The 18,167-nt window shown below is 67.6% G+C and carries 23 protein-coding genes; 12 read left to right on the plus strand and 11 right to left on the minus strand.

The annotated features are described in order from the left end of the window. Positions 1-57 precede the first annotated feature (57 nt). A complete protein-coding gene (locus BR47_RS0116880; protein WP_029120227.1) occupies positions 58-453 on the plus strand; it encodes a hypothetical protein in 396 nt (131 codons plus the stop codon). Here the strand turns inward: BR47_RS0116880 and rsgA are convergent. Together rsgA and aroA are read right to left on the minus strand one after the other, a co-directional pair. Continuing rightward, positions 450-1,427 (minus strand): ribosome small subunit-dependent GTPase A, encoded by a 978-nt coding sequence (rsgA, locus tag BR47_RS0116885; RefSeq protein WP_029120228.1) that lies wholly within the window; start codon positions 1,425-1,427, stop codon positions 450-452. The genes BR47_RS0116880 and rsgA overlap by 4 nt on opposite strands. A 1-nt stretch (position 1,428) precedes the next feature. Then, positions 1,429-2,703, minus strand: coding sequence for a 3-phosphoshikimate 1-carboxyvinyltransferase (gene aroA / locus BR47_RS0116890; RefSeq protein ID WP_029120229.1), 1,275 nt, complete (start codon positions 2,701-2,703; stop codon positions 1,429-1,431). An 18-nt stretch (positions 2,704-2,721) separates the two neighbouring features. On the opposite strand from aroA, the gene BR47_RS0116895 reads away from it, so the two are divergent. Both BR47_RS0116895 and BR47_RS0116900 read left to right on the plus strand, forming a co-directional pair. Further along, positions 2,722-3,504, plus strand: a complete 783-nt coding sequence (locus BR47_RS0116895; protein WP_029120230.1) for an SOS response-associated peptidase — start codon at positions 2,722-2,724, stop codon at positions 3,502-3,504. Beyond that, entirely contained in the window at positions 3,501-4,970 is a 1,470-nt protein-coding gene (locus BR47_RS0116900) for a DUF7059 domain-containing protein (RefSeq protein ID WP_029120231.1), read from the plus strand. Before BR47_RS0116895 ends, BR47_RS0116900 begins: the two co-directional genes overlap by 4 nt. Positions 4,971-4,972: 2 nt before the next feature. Here the strand turns inward: BR47_RS0116900 and BR47_RS0116905 are convergent, their stop codons facing one another. After that, complete coding sequence (locus BR47_RS0116905) at positions 4,973-5,734, minus strand: class I SAM-dependent methyltransferase (protein WP_029120232.1); 762 nt, start codon at positions 5,732-5,734, stop codon at positions 4,973-4,975. Between the two features lie 31 nt (positions 5,735-5,765). Between BR47_RS0116905 and BR47_RS0116910 the strand changes: the two genes are divergently transcribed. From BR47_RS0116910 to BR47_RS0116920, 3 genes are read left to right on the plus strand one after another with little or no spacing between them, the layout of a single operon-like run. Continuing rightward, positions 5,766-5,999, plus strand: a complete 234-nt coding sequence (locus tag BR47_RS0116910; protein ID WP_020102954.1) for a hypothetical protein — start codon at positions 5,766-5,768, stop codon at positions 5,997-5,999. Further along, on the plus strand, positions 5,996-6,880 hold the full coding sequence (locus BR47_RS0116915; protein ID WP_036427497.1) for an oxygenase MpaB family protein: 885 nt from the start codon (positions 5,996-5,998) through the stop codon (positions 6,878-6,880). Before BR47_RS0116910 ends, BR47_RS0116915 begins: the two co-directional genes overlap by 4 nt. Further along, a complete protein-coding gene (locus BR47_RS0116920) occupies positions 6,880-7,125 on the plus strand; it encodes a hypothetical protein (RefSeq protein WP_036427499.1) in 246 nt (81 codons plus the stop codon). Before BR47_RS0116915 ends, BR47_RS0116920 begins: the two co-directional genes overlap by 1 nt. Here the strand turns inward: BR47_RS0116920 and BR47_RS0116925 are convergent. Both BR47_RS0116925 and BR47_RS0116930 read right to left on the minus strand, forming a co-directional pair. Then, complete coding sequence (locus BR47_RS0116925) at positions 7,122-7,970, minus strand: SDR family oxidoreductase (protein ID WP_029120235.1); 849 nt, start codon at positions 7,968-7,970, stop codon at positions 7,122-7,124. The two genes, BR47_RS0116920 and BR47_RS0116925, sit on opposite strands and share 4 nt — an antisense overlap. 23 nt (positions 7,971-7,993) lie before the next feature. Beyond that, positions 7,994-8,485, minus strand: coding sequence for an aminoacyl-tRNA deacylase (locus BR47_RS0116930; protein WP_020102958.1), 492 nt, complete (start codon positions 8,483-8,485; stop codon positions 7,994-7,996). A gap of 210 nt (positions 8,486-8,695) precedes the next feature. On the opposite strand from BR47_RS0116930, the gene BR47_RS0116935 reads away from it, so the two are divergent. Both BR47_RS0116935 and rsrA read left to right on the plus strand, forming a co-directional pair. Then, a complete protein-coding gene (locus BR47_RS0116935; RefSeq protein WP_029120236.1) occupies positions 8,696-9,322 on the plus strand; it encodes a sigma-70 family RNA polymerase sigma factor in 627 nt (208 codons plus the stop codon). Then, positions 9,322-9,633, plus strand: coding sequence for a mycothiol system anti-sigma-R factor (gene rsrA / locus BR47_RS0116940; RefSeq protein ID WP_029120237.1), 312 nt, complete (start codon positions 9,322-9,324; stop codon positions 9,631-9,633). The genes BR47_RS0116935 and rsrA overlap by 1 nt, the downstream gene beginning before the upstream one ends. A 54-nt stretch (positions 9,634-9,687) precedes the next feature. Here the strand turns inward: rsrA and BR47_RS34210 are convergent, their stop codons facing one another. After that, positions 9,688-9,762 carry a 50S ribosomal protein bL37 gene (locus BR47_RS34210; RefSeq protein WP_085976028.1) on the minus strand — a complete coding sequence of 25 codons (75 nt, stop codon included), beginning with the start codon at positions 9,760-9,762 and terminating at the stop codon, positions 9,688-9,690. Between the two features lie 137 nt (positions 9,763-9,899). Between BR47_RS34210 and BR47_RS0116945 the strand changes: the two genes are divergently transcribed. Together BR47_RS0116945 and BR47_RS0116950 are read left to right on the plus strand one after the other, a co-directional pair. Continuing rightward, positions 9,900-10,115 (plus strand): biotin/lipoyl-binding carrier protein, encoded by a 216-nt coding sequence (locus tag BR47_RS0116945; RefSeq protein WP_036421130.1) that lies wholly within the window; start codon positions 9,900-9,902, stop codon positions 10,113-10,115. A 27-nt stretch (positions 10,116-10,142) separates the two neighbouring features. Next, positions 10,143-11,636 (plus strand): sensor histidine kinase, encoded by a 1,494-nt coding sequence (locus BR47_RS0116950; RefSeq protein ID WP_029120238.1) that lies wholly within the window; start codon positions 10,143-10,145, stop codon positions 11,634-11,636. A 199-nt stretch (positions 11,637-11,835) separates the two neighbouring features. Here the strand turns inward: BR47_RS0116950 and whiB1 are convergent, their stop codons facing one another. From whiB1 to BR47_RS0116965, 3 genes are all read right to left on the minus strand, one after another. After that, positions 11,836-12,090: a transcriptional regulator WhiB1 gene (gene whiB1, locus BR47_RS0116955; protein ID WP_020102963.1), complete on the minus strand. Its 255-nt coding sequence runs from the start codon at positions 12,088-12,090 to the stop codon at positions 11,836-11,838. Positions 12,091-12,340: 250 nt separating this feature from the next. Then, a complete protein-coding gene (locus tag BR47_RS0116960; protein ID WP_020102964.1) occupies positions 12,341-13,300 on the minus strand; it encodes a diacylglycerol/lipid kinase family protein in 960 nt (319 codons plus the stop codon). A 52-nt stretch (positions 13,301-13,352) separates the two neighbouring features. Continuing rightward, positions 13,353-13,748 carry a YchJ family protein gene (locus BR47_RS0116965; protein WP_029120239.1) on the minus strand — a complete coding sequence of 132 codons (396 nt, stop codon included), beginning with the start codon at positions 13,746-13,748 and terminating at the stop codon, positions 13,353-13,355. Between the two features lie 39 nt (positions 13,749-13,787). On the opposite strand from BR47_RS0116965, the gene aroQ reads away from it, so the two are divergent. Together aroQ and BR47_RS0116975 are read left to right on the plus strand one after the other, a co-directional pair. Further along, entirely contained in the window at positions 13,788-14,231 is a 444-nt protein-coding gene (gene aroQ / locus BR47_RS0116970) for a type II 3-dehydroquinate dehydratase (protein WP_029120240.1), read from the plus strand. After that, complete coding sequence (locus BR47_RS0116975) at positions 14,228-14,617, plus strand: hypothetical protein (RefSeq protein ID WP_020102967.1); 390 nt, start codon at positions 14,228-14,230, stop codon at positions 14,615-14,617. The genes aroQ and BR47_RS0116975 overlap by 4 nt, the downstream gene beginning before the upstream one ends. A gap of 5 nt (positions 14,618-14,622) precedes the next feature. On the opposite strand, the gene BR47_RS0116980 is transcribed toward BR47_RS0116975, so the two are convergent. After that, positions 14,623-16,020 (minus strand): mechanosensitive ion channel family protein, encoded by a 1,398-nt coding sequence (locus tag BR47_RS0116980; RefSeq protein ID WP_029120241.1) that lies wholly within the window; start codon positions 16,018-16,020, stop codon positions 14,623-14,625. Further along, entirely contained in the window at positions 16,020-18,146 is a 2,127-nt protein-coding gene (locus tag BR47_RS0116985; RefSeq protein ID WP_029120242.1) for an adenylate/guanylate cyclase domain-containing protein, read from the minus strand. Before BR47_RS0116985 ends, BR47_RS0116980 begins: the two co-directional genes overlap by 1 nt. Positions 18,147-18,167 lie beyond the last annotated feature (21 nt).

Raw genomic sequence — 18,167 nt, forward strand, 5'->3', positions numbered from 1 at the left:
AAAACCCCCAGAACCAATCGGTTTTGGGGGTTTTCGCGTTTCCTGGTTGTGCCGGGGGTGGCGATCGCCGTCGCCTGCTCGCCCGGGCAGGCTCGGCCCGACACCACCACCGCGCAACTCGGCCACGAGTTCGTCCTGGCCGGTGGGCAGGACGCGGTGGTCGACGGCGCGGGGCTGCGGCTGAAATTCGATCGGGTACTTGATGATTCGCGCTGCCCGACGCGTGTGTCATGCGTCTGGACGGGTGCGGCCCGGATCGCGGTCATCGTCACGCCCGACGGCGGGCAGCCGACGACGTTGGAGTTCAACACCAATCCTGCACCGGGACAGACTCACCTGACCGAGACGGTCGGCGGGTACACCGTCGAATTGCGGTCGCTGGACCCGTATCCCGAGACGCCGGGCACCATTGCGCTGCCGGACTACCGCGCGACGATGCTGGTGGCCCGCTAGTACGTCGGCTCGTTCAGTACCGCGAGAAGACGACGGGCCGCTTCGACGCGGTCGACGGCCGGGCCGGTGAGCGTGTCGAGCGCGCATTCCGGGTCGGCCGGTGGCCCCATGTGCCCGCAGCCGCGGGGGCAGTCCTCGATGGCCTCGGCGAGGTCCGAGAACGCCATCAGCACGTCGTCGGGCTGGATGTGTGCGAGGCCGAAGGACCGGATGCCCGGGGTGTCGACGACCCAGCCGTCGTCGAGCGGCAACGCCACCGACTGCGTCGAGGTGTGCTTGCCCTTCCCGACGCCCGACACCTCGCCGGTGGCCCGGTCTGCCTCGGGCACAAGGCGATTCACCAACGTCGACTTGCCGACGCCGGAATGGCCGAGCAGCACGGTGACCTTGCCTTCGAGCAGCGGCGCGACGGCGTCGAGCGGATCATCGCGGCCGGCGGTGATGATCGTCAGGTCCAGACCGGCGAACTCGGCGGCGAAGGGTTCGGCCGGTGCCAGATCGTTCTTGGTCAGGCACAGGATCGGCTGTAGCCCGCCGACGTACGCGGCGATCAGGGCGCGCTGGACCAGCCCGGCGCGCGGTGGGGGATCGGCCAGGGCGACGACCATCAACAACTGGTCGGCGTTGGCGACCACCACCCGTTCGGTGGGGTCGGTGTCATCGGCGGTGCGGCGCAACACGGTTCGGCGTTCGTCGCGGCGGACGATGCGGGCCAGGGTGTCGGGCTTGCCCGACAGGTCGCCGACGATGCCCACCGAGTCGCCGACGACGATCGGGGTGCGGCCCAGTTCGCGGGCCCGCATCGCGGTGACGATGTGGTCCGGATTGCCGTCCAGCGCACAGCCCCAGCGGCCGCGGTCGACGGTGACGACCATGGCCGCTTCGGCGTCGGCGTGGGTCGGCCGGTTCTTGGTGCGGGGACGCGAACCCTTGCCCGAGCGCACTCGGACATCTGATTCGTCGTACTCCCGCAAGCTATTTCCCGGCCAGCAGGTCTGCCCACATACCGGGGAAGTCGGGCAGCGTCTTGGCCGTGGTGGCGATGTCCTCCACCTGGACACCGGGCACCCGCAGGCCGATGATCGCGCCGGCGGTGGCCATCCGGTGGTCGGCGTAGGACCGCCATTTGCCTTCGTGCAGCGGCACGGCCGTGATGACCAGACCGTCGTCGGTCTCGCGGCACTGGCCGCCCAGCCCGTTGATCTCGTTGGTCAGCGCGGCCAGGCGGTCGGTCTCGTGGCCACGCAGGTGGGCGATGCCCGACAGCGTCGACACCGAACCCGGGCTGGCCAGCGCGGCGAGCGCGGCCATGGATGGCGCGAGCTCGCCGACGGCCTTCAGGTCGGCCTCGAAGCCCGGGTAGCTCTGCGCGCCCCGGACCTCCAGATGCGAATCAACAACGCGGACATCGGTATTCAGCTTGCCCAGCAGCTCGAGGATGTCACCGGACGGCTGGACGCTCTGCTGCGGCCAGTGGGCCAGCCGCACCGTGCCGCCCGTCACCGCGGCCGCAGCCAGGAACGGCACCGAGTTCGACAGGTCGGGTTCGATGGCCCAGTGCCGCGCCGCGATCGGGCCGGGCGCCACGTGCCAGCGGTTGGGCTCGCTGTCGTCGACCTCGACGTCCGCCTCGCGCAGCATCGTGATGGTCATCTCGATGTGCGGCTGCGACGGCACCGTCGCACCGGTGTGGATGACCGTCAGGCCGTCACGGAAAGTGGCTCCCGACAACAACAGGCCGGACACGAACTGCGACGACGACGACGCGTCGATCCGGACCTCGCCGCCGGCCACCGACCCGGTGCCCGACACGGTGAACGGCATGCCGTCGCCGTCGATGTCGACACCGAGGCCGCGCATCGCGTCGAGCAGCGGCGTGATGGGGCGGGTCTTGGCCTGCTCGTCGCCATCGAAGACGACGGCCTCGGTACCCAAGGCCGCCATCGGCGGGACGAACCGCAGCACGGTGCCGGCCAGCCCGCAGTCGATACGCACGTCGCCGGCAGGGGAGACGGCGCCGCCCACGGTCAGCTCGGTGTCCTCGCCGGTGATGGTCACGCCGAGGGCCTGCAGCGCGCCGATCATCAGGTTGGTATCGCGGCTGCGCAGTGCGCCGCTGACGGTGGAGGTGCCCTGGGAGGTGGCGAGGGCCGCCAAGATCAGCGCCCGATTGGTCTGCGACTTCGATCCCGGCACGGTGACAGTGGCCTGCACCGGACCGGTCACCGACGGTGCGGGCCAGAGTTCCATGCCCCTATCCTGCCTGGTATGTGCGGGCGATTTGCAGTCACCACCGACCCGGCGCTGCTGGCCGAGAAAATCCAGGCGCTCGACGAGACCGCCGCCAAGGCCTCGGAGGCCGCGAAAGACGGCGGTGACCAGGCCAACTACAACGTGGCGCCGACCACGACCATCAGCGCCGTGGTGCGGCGGCATACCGAACCCGACGACGAGGCCACCCGCCGGATCCGGTCGATGCGCTGGGGCCTGATCCCGCCGTGGGTGAAGACCACGGCCGACGGCGCGCCCGACACCAAGGGGCCGCTGCTGATCAACGCACGCGCCGAGACACTGACCACGTCACCGGCGTTCCGGGGTTCGGCGAAATCGAAGCGCTGCCTCATCCCGATGGACGGCTGGTACGAGTGGCGGCCCAACCCGGCCGCCGACGGCAAGAAGGCGACCAAAACCCCGTTCTACATGCATGCCGCCGACGACGAGCTGTTGTTCATGGGCGGCCTGTGGACGACGTGGCGGCCCGCCGGCGCGCCCAAAGACAGTCTTCCCCTCGTCAGCTGCACCATCATCACGACGGAGTCGGTCGGGCCACTGGCCGACATCCACGACCGCATGCCACTGACCATCAGCGCCGCCGATTGGGACCGCTGGCTGGATCCCGACGCGCCCATCGACGAAGGGCTGTTGCGCGGGCACGGCGACCTGGACCGCATCGTCACCCGCGAGGTGTCCAAGTTGGTCAACAGCATTCGCAACAATGGCCCCGAACTGATCGAGCCCGCGAAGAACGAACCCGAAGGAACCCTGTTTTGACCGCACTGGACCCGTTGTTGGTGGAAGCCCTCGGCGCTGATCTGCGCTCGGCCGGATACACCACCGACGGGGTGGCCGAACTGCTCGGCGACGACGCGAACGCCGCGATGGGCCGCGGCGTGTGGTGGCCGGCGCTGCGGGCGACGGCAGACGGCGGCCGACTGGCCACGTTGGTGCGCCTGTTCCTGCTCGGCACCGACGAACCGGTGGACGCGGTGCAGGCGGCGTTCCCGTCGGCCGGCCTCGACGAGCTGGCGGCGGCCGGCGTGCTCGAGGTGAACGACGCGGTCCGGGCGGCCCTCGACATCCGCCCGCATTCGGACGGGATTCGCGATTATTTCGTCGTCTCCGACCAGGATGCCGCCCTGCGCGGCGGGCCGGTCGAGCGCGAGCATGTGCTCGGCATCGGCGGCGCGTCGATGTCGTTGGCCCGGGCCGTGATTCGCACCCCGGTGCAACGCGCGCTCGATCTGGGCACCGGCTGCGGCATCCAGGCACTGCACCTGAACCGGCACTGCGCCGACATCGTGGCCACCGACACCAACCCGCGGGCACTGACGCTGGCGCGGGCCACCGCGGGCCTCAACGGGATGTCCTGGGATCTGCGGGCCGGCAGCCTGTTCGAGCCGGTGGCGGGGGAGCGGTTCGACCTGATCGTGTCCAACCCGCCGTTCGTGGTGGGCGCGGGTGCCCAGGACTACATCTACCGTGATTCGGGCGTGGCCGGAGATGGGCTGTGCCGCACCATCATCGAGAACGTCGGCAACTACCTGACGCCCGGTGGCACCGCCCAGATCATGGCCAATTGGATTGTCCGGGATGACGATTGGCGGGCCCGGGTGCAGGACTGGCTGGCCGGCACCGGGCTGCACGCCTGGGTGGTGCAACGGGAACTGGCCGACCCGGTCAGCTATGCGTCGCTGTGGCTGGCCGACGCGGGCGAGTCCGCGGAACAGATCGCACAGCGCGGCGCGGACTGGCTGGACTGGTTCGACGCCGAGGGCATCACCGGGATCGGCATGGGGCTGATCTCGCTGCGCGTGCCGCGTCCGGGTGAAGCGCCTGAACAGATGCTCGAGGAGATCACCGACGAACCCATCACGGGTGTCGAGGTGGAGGCGTTCTTCGCCCGTCGGGCCTACCTGCGCGACACTTCGGACGAGGCGTTGCTGGCCGCCCGGCTCTCGACCGCTCCGGTACTGCTGGAACAGCATTCACTGCCGGGTCCGGACGGCTGGCAGGAGATCGGCTGCGCCGTCCGTCGTCCCGGCGGGCCGGGCGCGGTCCTCGGGGTGGACGAGGTCTTCACCGCCCTGCTGGCCGGCTGCCGGGGCGAGGTGCCGTTGGGCACGCTCATCGGGCTGCTCGCCGCGCATCACGGTGTCGACGCCGACGCGCTCGCCGAGGCGGCGCTGCCCGAGATTCGCGAGGCCATCGCCCGCGGAATCCTGTATCAGGCCAACTGAATTCAGCCCCGGCGACGTCCCGTGATCACCGCGTACGGCGCGTCGAAGGCGACGGTGCCGTCGGCGGCTTCGTGCGCGTTGAACGCCGCGGTGAAAGCCGCGATGAGTCGGCTCCGGGTCTCGTCGTCCAGGTAGGTCAACGTGGTGACATGCATGGGGGACTCGTCGGTGACGAAGCGTACGGCGTCCGCCACCGAGCCGAATTGCCAGACGAGCACGCTGTTTTCGATGGCGACGTCGGCGAAATCGGCATCCAGCCGCTCGTGGATGAGCTCGGGTACACCCCACTGATCGGGCGAGTACGGGCCGGGCTCCGGTTGGCCCAGCACCTCGACGACCGGGGTGAAGAACGGATTGTCACCGGCCTTGACCCATGTCGAAAATCCGAGGGCAGCACCGGGTTTGAGCAGCCTCGCCAGCTCGGCGACCATCGCGGTCGGTTCGACGAAGATGACGCCCATGTTGGACACCGCGGCGTCGAAGGAGGCGTCGGGCAGTCCGGTCGCCGACGCGTCGGCACTGACCCAGTTGACCGCGTCGCCGCCGGGTTTGGCGGCGGCGATGGCGAGCAGCTCCGGCGTGATGTCGACACCGGTGACCTGTGCGCCGAGGCCGGCCGCATGCAGCGACGCGTTACCGGTCCCGCAGGCCAGATCGACCAGTGCGGTGCCGGGCCCATGCGGCACCGCGTCGACCACCTCGACGGCGATGGGTGCGATGAACTCGGCGACGGCCTCATACCGTCCGACTGACCACGTCGACATGCGGCCACTGTATGCCTACGTTGAAACCACCATGACCGACGACGAAGAACGTGCACCGGGCATATTCGGTTTCGAGATGACGATCGCGGAGTGGCTGGGCACCGCCGCCATGCTCGCCGCGCCGTATCTGGTGCTCGGCGTGCTGTGGGCCGTGACCCACACCAGCGCGTTCGAGGCGGCGCACGGCCTCGAGCGGGTGCTGGTCTTCGCTCGGACCGTGGTGTTCTGGCCGATGCTGCTGCTGACGAACATGTGCCTGCCATGACGGGCGATTCACCTGCGTTGACCCTCGCGGACTGCCGCATCCAGATTCGGCGGCGCACGTCGCGCTGGGACGAGTACCCGGTGACCATCGCCGACGCCGCCGACTTCTGGGGCGCGGCCGCCAGCGCCGCCAACGTCATCATGCAGCTGTCGTGGCCGGGCGTCGGGTACGGCGTGGTGGAGAGCAAGGTCGATTCGGGGAACCTGCTCAAACATCCGTGGAAGCGCGCCCGCACCACGTTCCAGTACCTCGCGGTGGCCATCCTCGGGAATGACGAGGACCGGGCGGCGATGCGCAAGGCGGTCGACACCGCGCACCGCCAGGTGCAGTCCGGCCCCGACAGCCCGGTGCGCTACAACGCTTTTGACCGCGACCTGCAGATGTGGGTCGCCGCGTGCCTGTTCGTCGGCATGGAGGACGTCTACCAACTGCTGCGCGGCGAGCTGACACCCGAACTGGCCGAACAGTTCTACCGGTCGGCCGCCCCGCTCGGCACCACGCTGCAGGTCACCGACGACCAGTGGCCCGCCACCCGGGCCGAGTTCGACGACTACTGGACCGCGGCCTGCGCCAAGGTCACCATGGACGACGCCGTCCGCGCCTATCTGACCGATCTGGTGCGGCTCAAGATGATCAATCCGGTTCTGGCCCTGCCGTTTCGGCCACTGCTGGCGTTCCTCACGGGCGGCTTCCTGGCGCCGGTGTTCCGCGATGCGATGCGGATGTCGTGGGGCAGTGGCCGCCAGTATCTGTTCGAGACGCTGTTCCGGCTCGTCGCATTCGTCAACCGATTCCTGCCGCTGTTCGTCCGGCAGGCCGGTAGCTACGTGCTGCTGGCCTACGTACGCAGGCAGATTCGCCGGGATGGGGCGTTGATCTGATGCGGCGCTTGCTCAGCCGGCGGGTCAGCGTCGGCGCGATGGCCGAATTCCTGCTGTGGATGGCGCTGCCGTACCTGCTTATCGGGATGGCCTGGACGTTTCTGCACCCGCATGCGGTGCAGCAGGTGCAGAAACAGTGGGACCGGGCATTTCCCGCGATCGCGCCGCTGGCCGCTCTCGTGGAGGTGACGGTGGCGTGGCCGCCCATGGTCACCGGTGTCGAGATCTGCCCGGCCACCGATTAGGGGCCGGTGTATCCGGGCGGGTTGGGGGTGTCCACCCACAGGTCGACGCCGAGTTCGGCATTCGGCGTGCAGTTGTACACCGACAGGTCGGTGACGCCGGAGTCCAGCAGTACGTCCTCGCACAGCAGGCTCTGCCCGGTGTATTCACGGGCCGGCTTGTTGAAGATGGCGTAGGCGGCGTCGGAGTACACCTCGGGCCTGCGGGCCTTGGCCATCGCCTCGTCGCCGCCGAGCAGGTTCTGCACCGCGGCGGTGGCGACCAGGGTGCGGGGCCACAGCGTGTTCGAGGCGATGCCGGCCTCGCGCATCTCTTCGGCGATACCCAACGCGCACAACGTCATTCCGTACTTCGCCATCATGTACGCGGTCGGCTTCAGCCACTCCGATTCCATCCGGATCGGCGGCGACAGCGTCAGGATGTGCGGGTTCTCGCGGCCCTTCATGTGGGGGATACACGCCTGCGAGACGGCGTAGGTGCCGCGGATCTGAATGCCGTTCATCAGGTCGAAGCGCTTCATCGGGACTTCCTCGATGGAGCCGAGGTTGATGGCCGAGGCGTTGTTGACGCAGACGTCGATGGCGCCGAACTGCGCGACCGCCTGGGCCACGGCGGCGGTCACCGAGTCGGGATCGCGGACGTCGCCGACGATCGGCAGCGCCTGGCCGCCGACCTCCTCGATCTCCTTGGCCGCGGTGTAGACGGTGCCGTCGAGCTTGGGATGGGGCTCGGCGGTCTTGGCGAGCAACGCGACGTTCGCGCCGTCGGCCGCGAACTTCTTGGCAATGGCCAAGCCGATGCCACGGCTGGCACCGGAGATGAACATGGTCTTCCCGGACAGTGTCATGCGCACACCCTATGCCGCCGGACTTACCGCGGAGTACATATCTCGGCAGTGACCGCCGAGGTGGCCGTGACCAGGTCGGCAGGGGCCAGCACGAGGTCCAATCCGCGTTTGCCCGCGCTGCACAGCACCCGGTCCCAGCTCAGCGCCGACTCGTCGACGACGGTCGGCAGTGCCTTGCGCTGCCCCAATGGGGAAATGCCGCCGACGACATAGCCCGTGGCGCGTTGCGCGGCGGCCTGCTCGGCCATCTCGGCCTTGGGCACGCCGAGCGCTGCCGCCGCGGCCTTGAACGACAGCTTGTCGGGCACGGGCAGTACCGCGACGGCCAGGCCACCGGGGATCGCCAGCACCAGCGTCTTGAAGATCTGCGCCGCGACGAAACCGTCCGCGGCGAGTTCGGTGACGGCTTCGTCGCCGAACGACGTGGCCCGCGGGTCGTGCCGGAACTGCCGAATCTCGTAGCTGATTCCCGCGGCCTGCAGGGCCTTGATCGCCGGGGTTGCCGCGCTCGCCATGGCTGGCAAGCGTAGAGGCCGGGAACAACTGTGTGGTGCGGTGCTGTTACTCCCGTCAGCATGGTCAATTAATGGCTCGCGAACTTGTCGGTCGCAGCCTCTAGGATCGGACGGAAGGGGACACAGGTGCCAACGGCATGTCTGGAACGTCCGGTCGAGTTACCGGACCTGTTGCGTGGCGCCGCGACAGAAGGGACGGTCTCGATCACGATGACCGACATCGACGGGCTGGGTTCCGCGGTCGAGAGCGACGCGGAGCTGACGGCGCGGTTCGAGCGCGATGCGATTCCGCTGCTCGATCAGCTCTACGGCGGCGCGCTGCGCATGACACGCAATCCTGCGGACGCCGAGGACCTGGTCCAGGAGACCATGGTGAAGGCCTATTCGGCCTTCCACTCGTTCCGTGAGGGCACGAACCTCAAGGCGTGGCTGTACCGGATCATGACCAACACGTACATCAACGGCTACCGCAAGAAGCAGCGGCAGCCGGCGGAATACCCGACTGACGAGATCACCGACTGGCAGCTGGCGTCCAACGCCGAGCACTCGTCGACCGGTCTGCGGTCAGCTGAGGTTGAAGCGCTGGAGTCGCTGCCGGACACTGAAATCAAGGCGGCGTTGCAAGCGTTGCCAGAAGAGTTCCGGATGGCGGTGTACTACGCCGACGTCGAGGGCTTCCCGTACAAGGAGATCGCCGAAATCATGGATACCCCGATCGGGACGGTGATGTCCCGGCTTCACCGTGGCCGCAAGCAGCTGCGTGAACTGTTGACGGGCGTCGCCCGGGACAGGGGCTTCCTCCGTGGAGAGAGCCTCGACACCCAGGAGGTGTCCTGATGGGCGACGAGTTCACCCGCCCCGACGGGCACGACTTCCAGCCGCCGATCGGCCCGGTCGACCCGGAGCATCCCGAATGCGCCGCGGTGATCGCCGAGGTATGGACGCTGCTCGACGGGGAATGCACCACGGAGACGCGCGACAAGCTGCGGTTCCACTTGGAGGAATGCCCCACCTGCCTGCGCCAGTACGGCATCGAGGAGCGGGTGAAGGCGCTGATCGCCACCAAGTGCAGCGGCGAGAAGGCCCCTGAGGGCCTGCGAGCGCGCCTCAAGCTCGAGATCAGCCGCACGACCATCGTCAGAGGCTGACAACGAAAAACCGCCCGGTTCCGTCAGGAGCCGGGCGGTTTTTGAAGGCGTAGGTCAGGCGTTGGGACGCCGGCCGTGGTTGGCCTTCGAGTGCTTACGGTCACGCTTCTTGCGGCCACGCTTGGCCATGATGGTCCTCCAAAGGTTCGGTTGCTCGCCCTACAGTGTCGCACGGCCACGCCACCCAATTGCAAACCGTGGTGCTGTGGTGCAATAGAGGCCGCAGGCACCGCCTGTGTGCAGATACATAGACGAGTGGGGTGAAGATGGCCGAGGACGTTCGCGCTGAAATCGTGGCCAGTGTGCTCGAGGTCGTGGTTCGCGAGGGCGACCAGATCGGCGAGGGTGACACGGTGGTGCTCCTCGAGTCGATGAAGATGGAGATTCCGGTGCTGGCCGAGGTCGCCGGCACGGTGACGTCCGTCAACGTGGCTGTCGGCGACGTGATCCAGGCCGGCGATCTCATCGCCGTCATCGGCTAGGCAAGCCCCAGAACGGGATAACGCGACGTGTCCACACTCGGTGATCTGCTCGCCGAGCACACTGTCCTGCCCGGCAATGCGGTCGACCACCTGCATGCCGTGGTCGGTGAATGGCAGCTGCTTTCCGACCTGTCGTTCGCCGATTACCTCATGTGGGTCCGGCGCGACGACGGGGCACTGGTGTGCGTGGCCCAGATTCGGCCCAACACCGCGCTGACGGTGCTGTTCGCCGACGCCGTCGGGACCATCAACTCTGCCGCGGACATGCCCGCCGTCACGGCGGCCTTCGAGACCGGGCTCATCGGCCGGGGAGCTGAAAGCGCTGCGGTACAAGGTGATTCGCGTCTGAACCTGGAAGCCGTCCCGGTCCGCTACGGCAATGACGTGGTTGCGGTGCTCACGCACCAGACCGCGCTCGCCGACCGCCGCAAGGTGGCGCCACTCGAGCGGGCCTATCTGGACTGCGCCCGCGATCTGCTGCGCATGCTGGCCGAGGGGACGTTCCCGAACGTCGGTGACGTGCCGATGTCGCGGTCCAGCCCTCGCGTCGGTGACGGACTGATCCGGCTGGATGTCGATGGCGTCGTGACCTTCGCCAGCCCCAACGCCATCTCGGCCTATCACCGCATGGGGCTGGCCACCGAGCTGGACGGGCAGAACCTGATCAGCGTCACGCGTCCGCTGATCTCCGATCCCTTCGACGCGCAGGAACTGGCGAACCACGTCCGGGATCTGCTGGCGGGCGGCTCCAGCATGCGCATGGAGATCGATGCCGGCGGCGCCGCGGTGCTGCTGCGCACCATCCCGTTGTCCGTGGGCGGGCAGGCCGTGGGTGCGGCGGTGCTGGTTCGCGACGTCACCGAGATCAAGCGGCGTGACCGCGCGCTGCTGTCCAAGGACGCCACGATCCGTGAGATTCACCACCGGGTGAAGAACAACCTGCAGACGGTGGCGGCATTGCTGCGGCTGCAGTCCCGGCGCATGAACAACGCCGAGGCGCGCGAGGCGCTACTGGATTCGGTGCGCCGGGTGTCGTCGATCGCGCTGGTGCACGACGCCCTGTCGCTGTCGGTGGACGAGGAAGTGAACCTCGATGAGGTCATCGACCGCATCCTGCCGATGATGAACGACCTGGCGTCGCTGGGCGCGCCCATCCGGGTGCGGCGGGAGGGTGATCTGGGTGTCCTGGATGCCGACCGCGCGCACGCGCTGATCATGGTCATCACCGAGCTGGTGCAGAACGCCATCGAGCACGCTTTTGATCCGACCACCGAGCAGGGCAGCGTGACCATCAAGTCGGACCGGTCGGCGCGCTGGCTCGATGTGGTGATCCACGACGACGGGCACGGGTTGCCCGAAGGCTTCACCCTCGAGAACTCGGACCGGCTGGGGCTGCAGATCGTGCAGACGCAGGTGTCGTCGGTTCTCGACGGCACACTGGCGATGAATGCGGCGCCGGGTGGTGGCACGGATGTGGTGCTGCGGGTCCCGATCGGTCGCCGCGGCCGGGCCGCGCAGTAGGCACAGCGGCCGGGCCGCGCAGTAGGCACAGCGCAATAACCCGGCAGCACAAGCTATTTCGCGTCTGGGTCACCTACCGTGAGCGTGCACACAGATCGCGATCTTCGGCGGATCCGCGATCTGACGGCACGCTCGCGGCACCGTGTGGCACAAAAAATGACCCCGGCTCGTCGCCGGGGTCATTTTTCGAATGCCGTGGCTAGACGCTGGTGCGGGCCTTGGTGCGGGCGTTGCGACGCTTCAGCGCGCGACGCTCGTCTTCGCTCATGCCGCCCCAGACACCCGCGTCCTGGCCGGACTCGAGTGCCCAGCTCAGGCACTCGGTGGTCACCGGGCAGCGGTTGCACACGAGCTTCGCGTCAGCGATCTGAGCGATGGCCGGGCCGCTGTTTCCCACGGGGAAGAACAGTTCCGGATCCTCGTCGCGACAGACCGCCTTGTGGCGCCAATCCATGGTCAACACTCCTCACTGGGCGCGCAGCAAAGCGCGCAATGTTTTTTCACTTCGGCTGTTAACGGGTGCACACGAAATGTTTCTGCACTGTTGCATCTGATGTTTTCACAGGCTGGACAGATGTCAATAGCGGCGCGTTAACTCGTGGGCAATGTCACTGCGGACCCGCGTTGGCAGGCCCCTGAACCAGTTGTACTACACTTGGCCCACCTGCGCCCTAAATTTTGCAAAGTGTTATCAAGATCGCTGGTCACTGGGCTTTTGCTGGGGGCGCGACCACATTCAGAGCCGCGGGAACCGACGTGAACGTCATGCTTTCGCGCAGGCCAACGAAATCTCCGTCAATTTGGCACGCGATAGGTGTGTCACTTGTCACGCGCAGCCACGGCAGGTCGTCATCGCGGATCAGGTGCGGACCCTCGATCTGTGGCGTACGCGACAGCATCCGTCGTAGCAATCGAAGGTTCGCCCAGATGCCCATGCTCGTGGTTGCGAACACACCCAGCCCCGTTTCGAACGTCGTCGTGGGGTTGGTCCAGACCGGTCGGCTGTTGGCGTAGGTCCACGGGCTGGCGTTCGACACGAACGCGAAGTGCACCCCGGTAACCGGCTCGCGGTCCGGCAGGTGCAGCGTCAGCCGCGGGGGCTTGCGGGCACTGCCCACGGCCTCGCGGATCGCCACCCGGATGTACCGCGACGCCGTCACCTTGCGGCCCTTGGCCCGCTGCGCCTCGACGGCCGCCACGACCTCGCCGTCGACGCCCATGCCGGCGGTGAACACCGACCAGCGGTCACCGCAGTCCATCAACCCGATGCGCCGCCAGGGCACGCCGCGGCGGTAGTCGCTGAGCAGGTCGACGAGCTGGTTCGTCGCCTCCAGCGGGTCGGGGCTGATGCCGAGGGCCCGGGCGAAGACGTTCGCCGAGCCGCCGGGAACCACACCGACGGCTGTGTTCGAGGCGCCCGGCACGCCGTTCGCGTGCCCGAGGATGCCGTTGACCACCTCGTTCACCGTGCCGTCGCCGCCGTGCACGATCACCACGTCGGTGCCGTCAGCGGCGGCCTGGTGCCCGATCTCGATGGCGTGGCCGCGGTGGTCGGTATGCGCGACGGTCAGGTCGACGCGGCTCTCCAGCGCATGGGCAAGGAGGTCCCGGCCTGCCGGGGTCGTCGAGGTTGCGTTCGGATTCACGATCAGCACGGCACGCACGGGTGACGAGCCTATCCGCGGCGCGACCGTCGGCAACTCGGTCGCCCGGCGGCTAGTCCACGAAGTCGCCGTCGACGTACAGCCAGTCGCCGTCGTCGCCGCGGGTGAATCGGCTGCGCTCGTGCAGGATGTGCCGGCTGCCGTCGCGCACGTACTGCGCGCGGAACTGCACGACGCCGGTCGGATCGTCCGCACCGCCGGCCTCGGTGTCGACGATCTGCAGCCGGCGCCAGACAACGGCGTCATCGAGATCGAGGTCTGCCGGTCGGGTGTCCGGATGCCAGGTCGCCAGCAGGTAGCCGACCTCACCGAGGGCGAACGCGGTGAACCGCGAACGCATCAGTGCCACCGCGGTGGCAGCGGAACGCTCGCCGCGGTGCAGCGGGCCGCAGCAGGCGGCGTACTCGCCCCCGGTATCGCAGCGACACGGTGGATTGTTGGTCGGCACCGGACAATTCTGCCTGTTCGCAGCCGGTACCGTGAGTGGGTGACCGATCGCCGCCTGCTCCTCGTCAACGGGCCCAACCTGAACCTGTTGGGCACTCGCCAGCCGGAAATCTACGGCTCGACCACGTTGGCGCAGATCGAGCAGGCCGTCATCGATCTCGCGGCACAACTGGGCTTCTCCGTGCGCGCGGTGCAGAGCAACCACGAAGGTGAACTGGTCGACGCGATTCAGGCGGCGCGCACCGACTGCGTCGGCATCGTGATCAACCCCGCCGCGTACAGCCACACCTCGGTGGCCATCGCCGACGCTCTCACCGCAGCCGAATTGCCGGTCGCCGAAGTGCATTTGAGCAACATCCACAAGCGCGAGGCCTTCCGGCACCATTCCTACGTGTCGGCGGTGGCCGAGACGGTGATCGCCGGCGCCGGTCCCATCGGTTACGAGCTGGCGGTGCGGTACCTGGCAGATCGGTTGTCGCAGTGAGTGATCCGACGATCCATCCGCCGGCCGTGCGCCGGGCCGGGTTCCTGGTGGCTGCCGAAGGTGCGCTCGGCCTGATCGGCGCCGCGGTGTACGTGGTGCGCGGGTTGGCCGGCGCCGACCAGCACATCGTCAACGGTTACGGCAATGCGATCTGGCTGGTGTGCATCGGCGGGGCGGTGCTCGCCGGCGGCTGGGCACTGATCACCGGGCGCCGGTGGGGCCGTGGCATCGGGGTGTTCGCCAACCTCCTGCTGCTCGGCGTCGCCTGGTACGTCTTCCAATCCGGCCAGCTGCAGTACGCCATCGTCGTCGGGCTCGTCGCCATCGTCACGCTGGGGTTGTTGTTCAGCCCGTCCACGGTGGAGTGGATCTCGAAGCGGGAGTGACGGTTTCAGTCGGCACTCAGCAGGCGCCGGGCGTGGGCCCGGCGGTCTTCGATGATCCGGCCGAATTCCTGTAGCAGCACCGGATTCCGCTGTACCACCGTCTCGATGTGGTCGCGTTCGACGTGCACCACGGTGACTTCGTCGAGGGCGTGGGCATTGCCGATGACCGGCTGCCGGGTCAATGTGCTCTGGCCGAGATAGCTGCCGTTCTCGAGGATTCCGATCAAGGTCTCCGAGCCGTCGTCACCGCCGGCGGTCAGCTGAACACGTCCGGACAGGATGAACGTCATGCGTTCGGGTACCTCGCCGACCCGCTGGACCAGTTCGCCGATGCCGTAGCGTTCCAGGTTCGCCGCGCCCAGCAGTTCGCGTTGCTGGTCGGCGCTGAGCCGCAGGGTCGGTGCGACGACTTCGGCGACGGCCGCGGCCAGCCGTTCGGTCGTCGAGAAGACGTCCTCGGCCTCGTCGAGGTGCAGGCCTGCCCGCCGGGATGCATACCAGACCCATTGCAGGAAAAGCTTTTTCGTCTCTCCGTCGTCGGCGGGGGAGTGTAGGGGAATGGTGGTCTGATATTCGAGCCCGCCTGCGGGGGTCGACGAGACGGTGCCGTCAGGGCGCCGCATCGGCAGGTCTGCGGCCAGGCGTGTGAGCAACGCGCACACCTGGTTCGGCGGATCGTCGAGCGAGAAGATGGTTGTCACGGTGATCGAATGCGCGTCGGCCGGCCGGCTCAGGTTGGTGAACGACGCCCCGGCCAGCACCGAGTTCGGGGTGATCTGGGTTCCGGCGCCGGTCTCCAGATGCACTGCACGCCAATTGACTTCGACCACCCGGCCGCGTGCGGCGGCGGTGTCCAGCCAGTCGCCGATCTGGAACGGCTGCTCGAACAACATCAACAGGCCCGAGATGATCTGACCCACCGAATTCTGCAGTGTCAGGCCGATGACGATCGAGGTGATGCCCAGCGCCGTGAACAGGCCGCGGACGTTCGCTCCCCAGATGTAGGAGAAGATGACCGCCAGACCGACCGCGATGAGGACGAACCGGGCGACGTCGACGAAGATCGTCGGGACACGCTTGCGCCAGGTCCCCGCGGGTGCCCCCTGGAACAGCGTGGCGTTCACGCCGGACAGCAGCAGGATCAGCACGACGAACGCGAAAAGTGTTGCGACGGTGCGGACCGAGGTCGCTCCGGCCGGTATCTGCCGGGCCTCGGTCAACAGCAGCAGCAGCGCACCCAGCGGCAGCAGGTAGTTGCGCAGCACGGTCACCGGCCGCACCAGGAAGCTGTGCCTGCGGCGCAGCGCGTGCTGCCATTCGGTGAGCACGACCAGCCCGATCGGCAACCCGACCGCGATGCCCACGGCCCAGTAGAACCAGGCCGAGGTGAACACGTCGGCGATCATTCCGGCACCACCAGTCGCCAGATCGGCTCGTCCTGCCCGTCGACGGACATGGTGCCGGCAGACGTGAAGGTCATGGTGGCCTGCAGCGCCTGATAAACCCGGTCGGTGACATCGATTCCGGGTTGCGGTGAACCGCTCTTTACCTGGTACGCGACGTTGACCGCGGCGCCCCACATGTCGTAGACGACGGAGTACTCGCCGCCGAGACCACTGCTGACGGTGCCGGTGTCGATGCCGGCACGCAGGCCCAGATGGTTACCGGTCTCGCTGTTGAACCGGTCGATGATGCGTTGGCATTCCAGGGCGAAGTCGACGGTCCGCCGGACGTTGTCGAGCCTCGGGGTGTTGAGGCCGCAGCTGCCCAGGTAGCCGTTCCGGATCGCGCGGACGCGTTCGATGCCGAGGCTGTCTGCGGCCGCGTCGAATTGGCGCTCGAGCTCGGTGACCACAGCGAGTGACCCCTGTGACGTCAACTGCGCCTGCAGCCGGTCCAGTCCGATGACCTCGGTGAAGATCACCGTGACGTTCTGGTGCTCCTCCGGGGCGATCTCCTCGCCCTGCTGGTAGCGCTCGACGACCGGTTCGGGCATCAACAGCGTCAACAGCTTGGCGTTCTCCTTGCGCTGCTCGACGAGCAGCTCCTCCTTGACCGTCAGGCTCCGGCTCATCTCGTTGAAAGCCTCTGTCAGCTCGCCGATCTCGTCGCGCGTCTCGACGGGCACGTTGATGTTGTAGTCGCCGGCGCTGATCCGTTGCGCGCCCGCCTCCAGCCGCCGGATGGGCCGAACGAAGAGCTGAGCCAGGAACATCGCGGCGATGCACACCGCGAAGATGATGCCGACCGTCGTCAACACGATGGTCCTCGTGAACGCGGTCTCCCGCTGGAAAGCCTCCGACGTGTCGATCTTGCCGATGATGGTCCAGTGCAGTTCGGCGTCGGGAATTGTGATGGGGGCGTAGGCCAGCAGCACCTCGTGGCCGAGATAGTCGGTGGCCAGCCGGGTTCCGGACTCGCCTCGCAGGGCCTGCTTGTTGGTGGTCGAGGGCACCGGTTGCACCAGGGTGGTGCCGCCCAACTGGATGGCGCGGTCGGCGACGTCGGCCGGGGTGCCGGCCGCGACGACATCGTTCTTGTAGGCCTGCCGATCCTGCAGGAACATCCGGGAATCCGAGCGCATCAGGTCGTCGGGGCCGACCAGGAAGACTTCGCCGGTGTTGCCCAGGCCGGATTCCTTCCAGCGTTGGTCGAAAGTCATGAGCCGGTTGATCTTCGTGACCGGGAATTGCAGGGCGAGCGCACCCATCGCGCGCCCGGCGGTGACGATCGGGGTGATCATCCAGGCGGTGGGCACATTCTCCGCCGGCTGGTACACCTCGAAATCGGTGATGCCGACGTAGTCGACGGCGTTGGCGGACATCGCTTTCTCGTATGCGCCACGGAGTTTGGAGCCGCTGTACGGCCCGGTCAGGATGTTGGTGCCCAGGTCGACGTCCTTGTACGCGGTGTAGACCACGTTGCCGCGGCTGTCGAGCAGCAGCGCGTCCTGGAATTCGAACCGGGTGACGATCTGGCGGAAGAAGTCCTGATAGCGGGCGTTCGCCGCGGACCAGATGCTGCCGTCGTGGGCGTCGTCGACCTTGACCGCGGTGTCGTCGTCCTTCCGCACGGCGGTGTAGTTGGCCTGCAGGTACCGCTGGGCGTTGTCCCTCGGCAGCAGTTGATCGACGTTCAGCTTGGCGCCGCTGGACTGCTGCACCTCCTTGAGGAAGGTGTTGGTGTAGTAGTCGGTGATCGACTGCGACTGCGCCGGACTGATGGGCTTGTCCGCCAACGCGTCGAATCCCGCGGTGAATTCCGCCAGCGCGCCCTGGGTGTGGGCGCCGCGCGCGTAGATGATCATCGAGTTCTTCAGATCGGACAGCTGGTCCTTGAGTTCACGGGACTGCGACTGCCGAAGTTCGGTGAGCCGGTTCAGGACCGAGTCCCGAAGCGAGGCGCGACCGGCGCGGAACCCGATGACGCCGACGACGGTCGCCGCGATGATGGTGCACAGCACCAGCATCACCACGAGCTTCGACTGGATACTCACCCTGGACAGCAGTTGGCGACGCTGGAATCGCATTGCCGTCCCTTCGCCGGCCCG

It is taken from the genome of Mycobacterium sp. UNC410CL29Cvi84, assembly GCF_000686745.1.
Classification (GTDB): Bacteria; Actinomycetota; Actinomycetes; order Mycobacteriales; family Mycobacteriaceae; genus Mycobacterium; species Mycobacterium mucogenicum_B.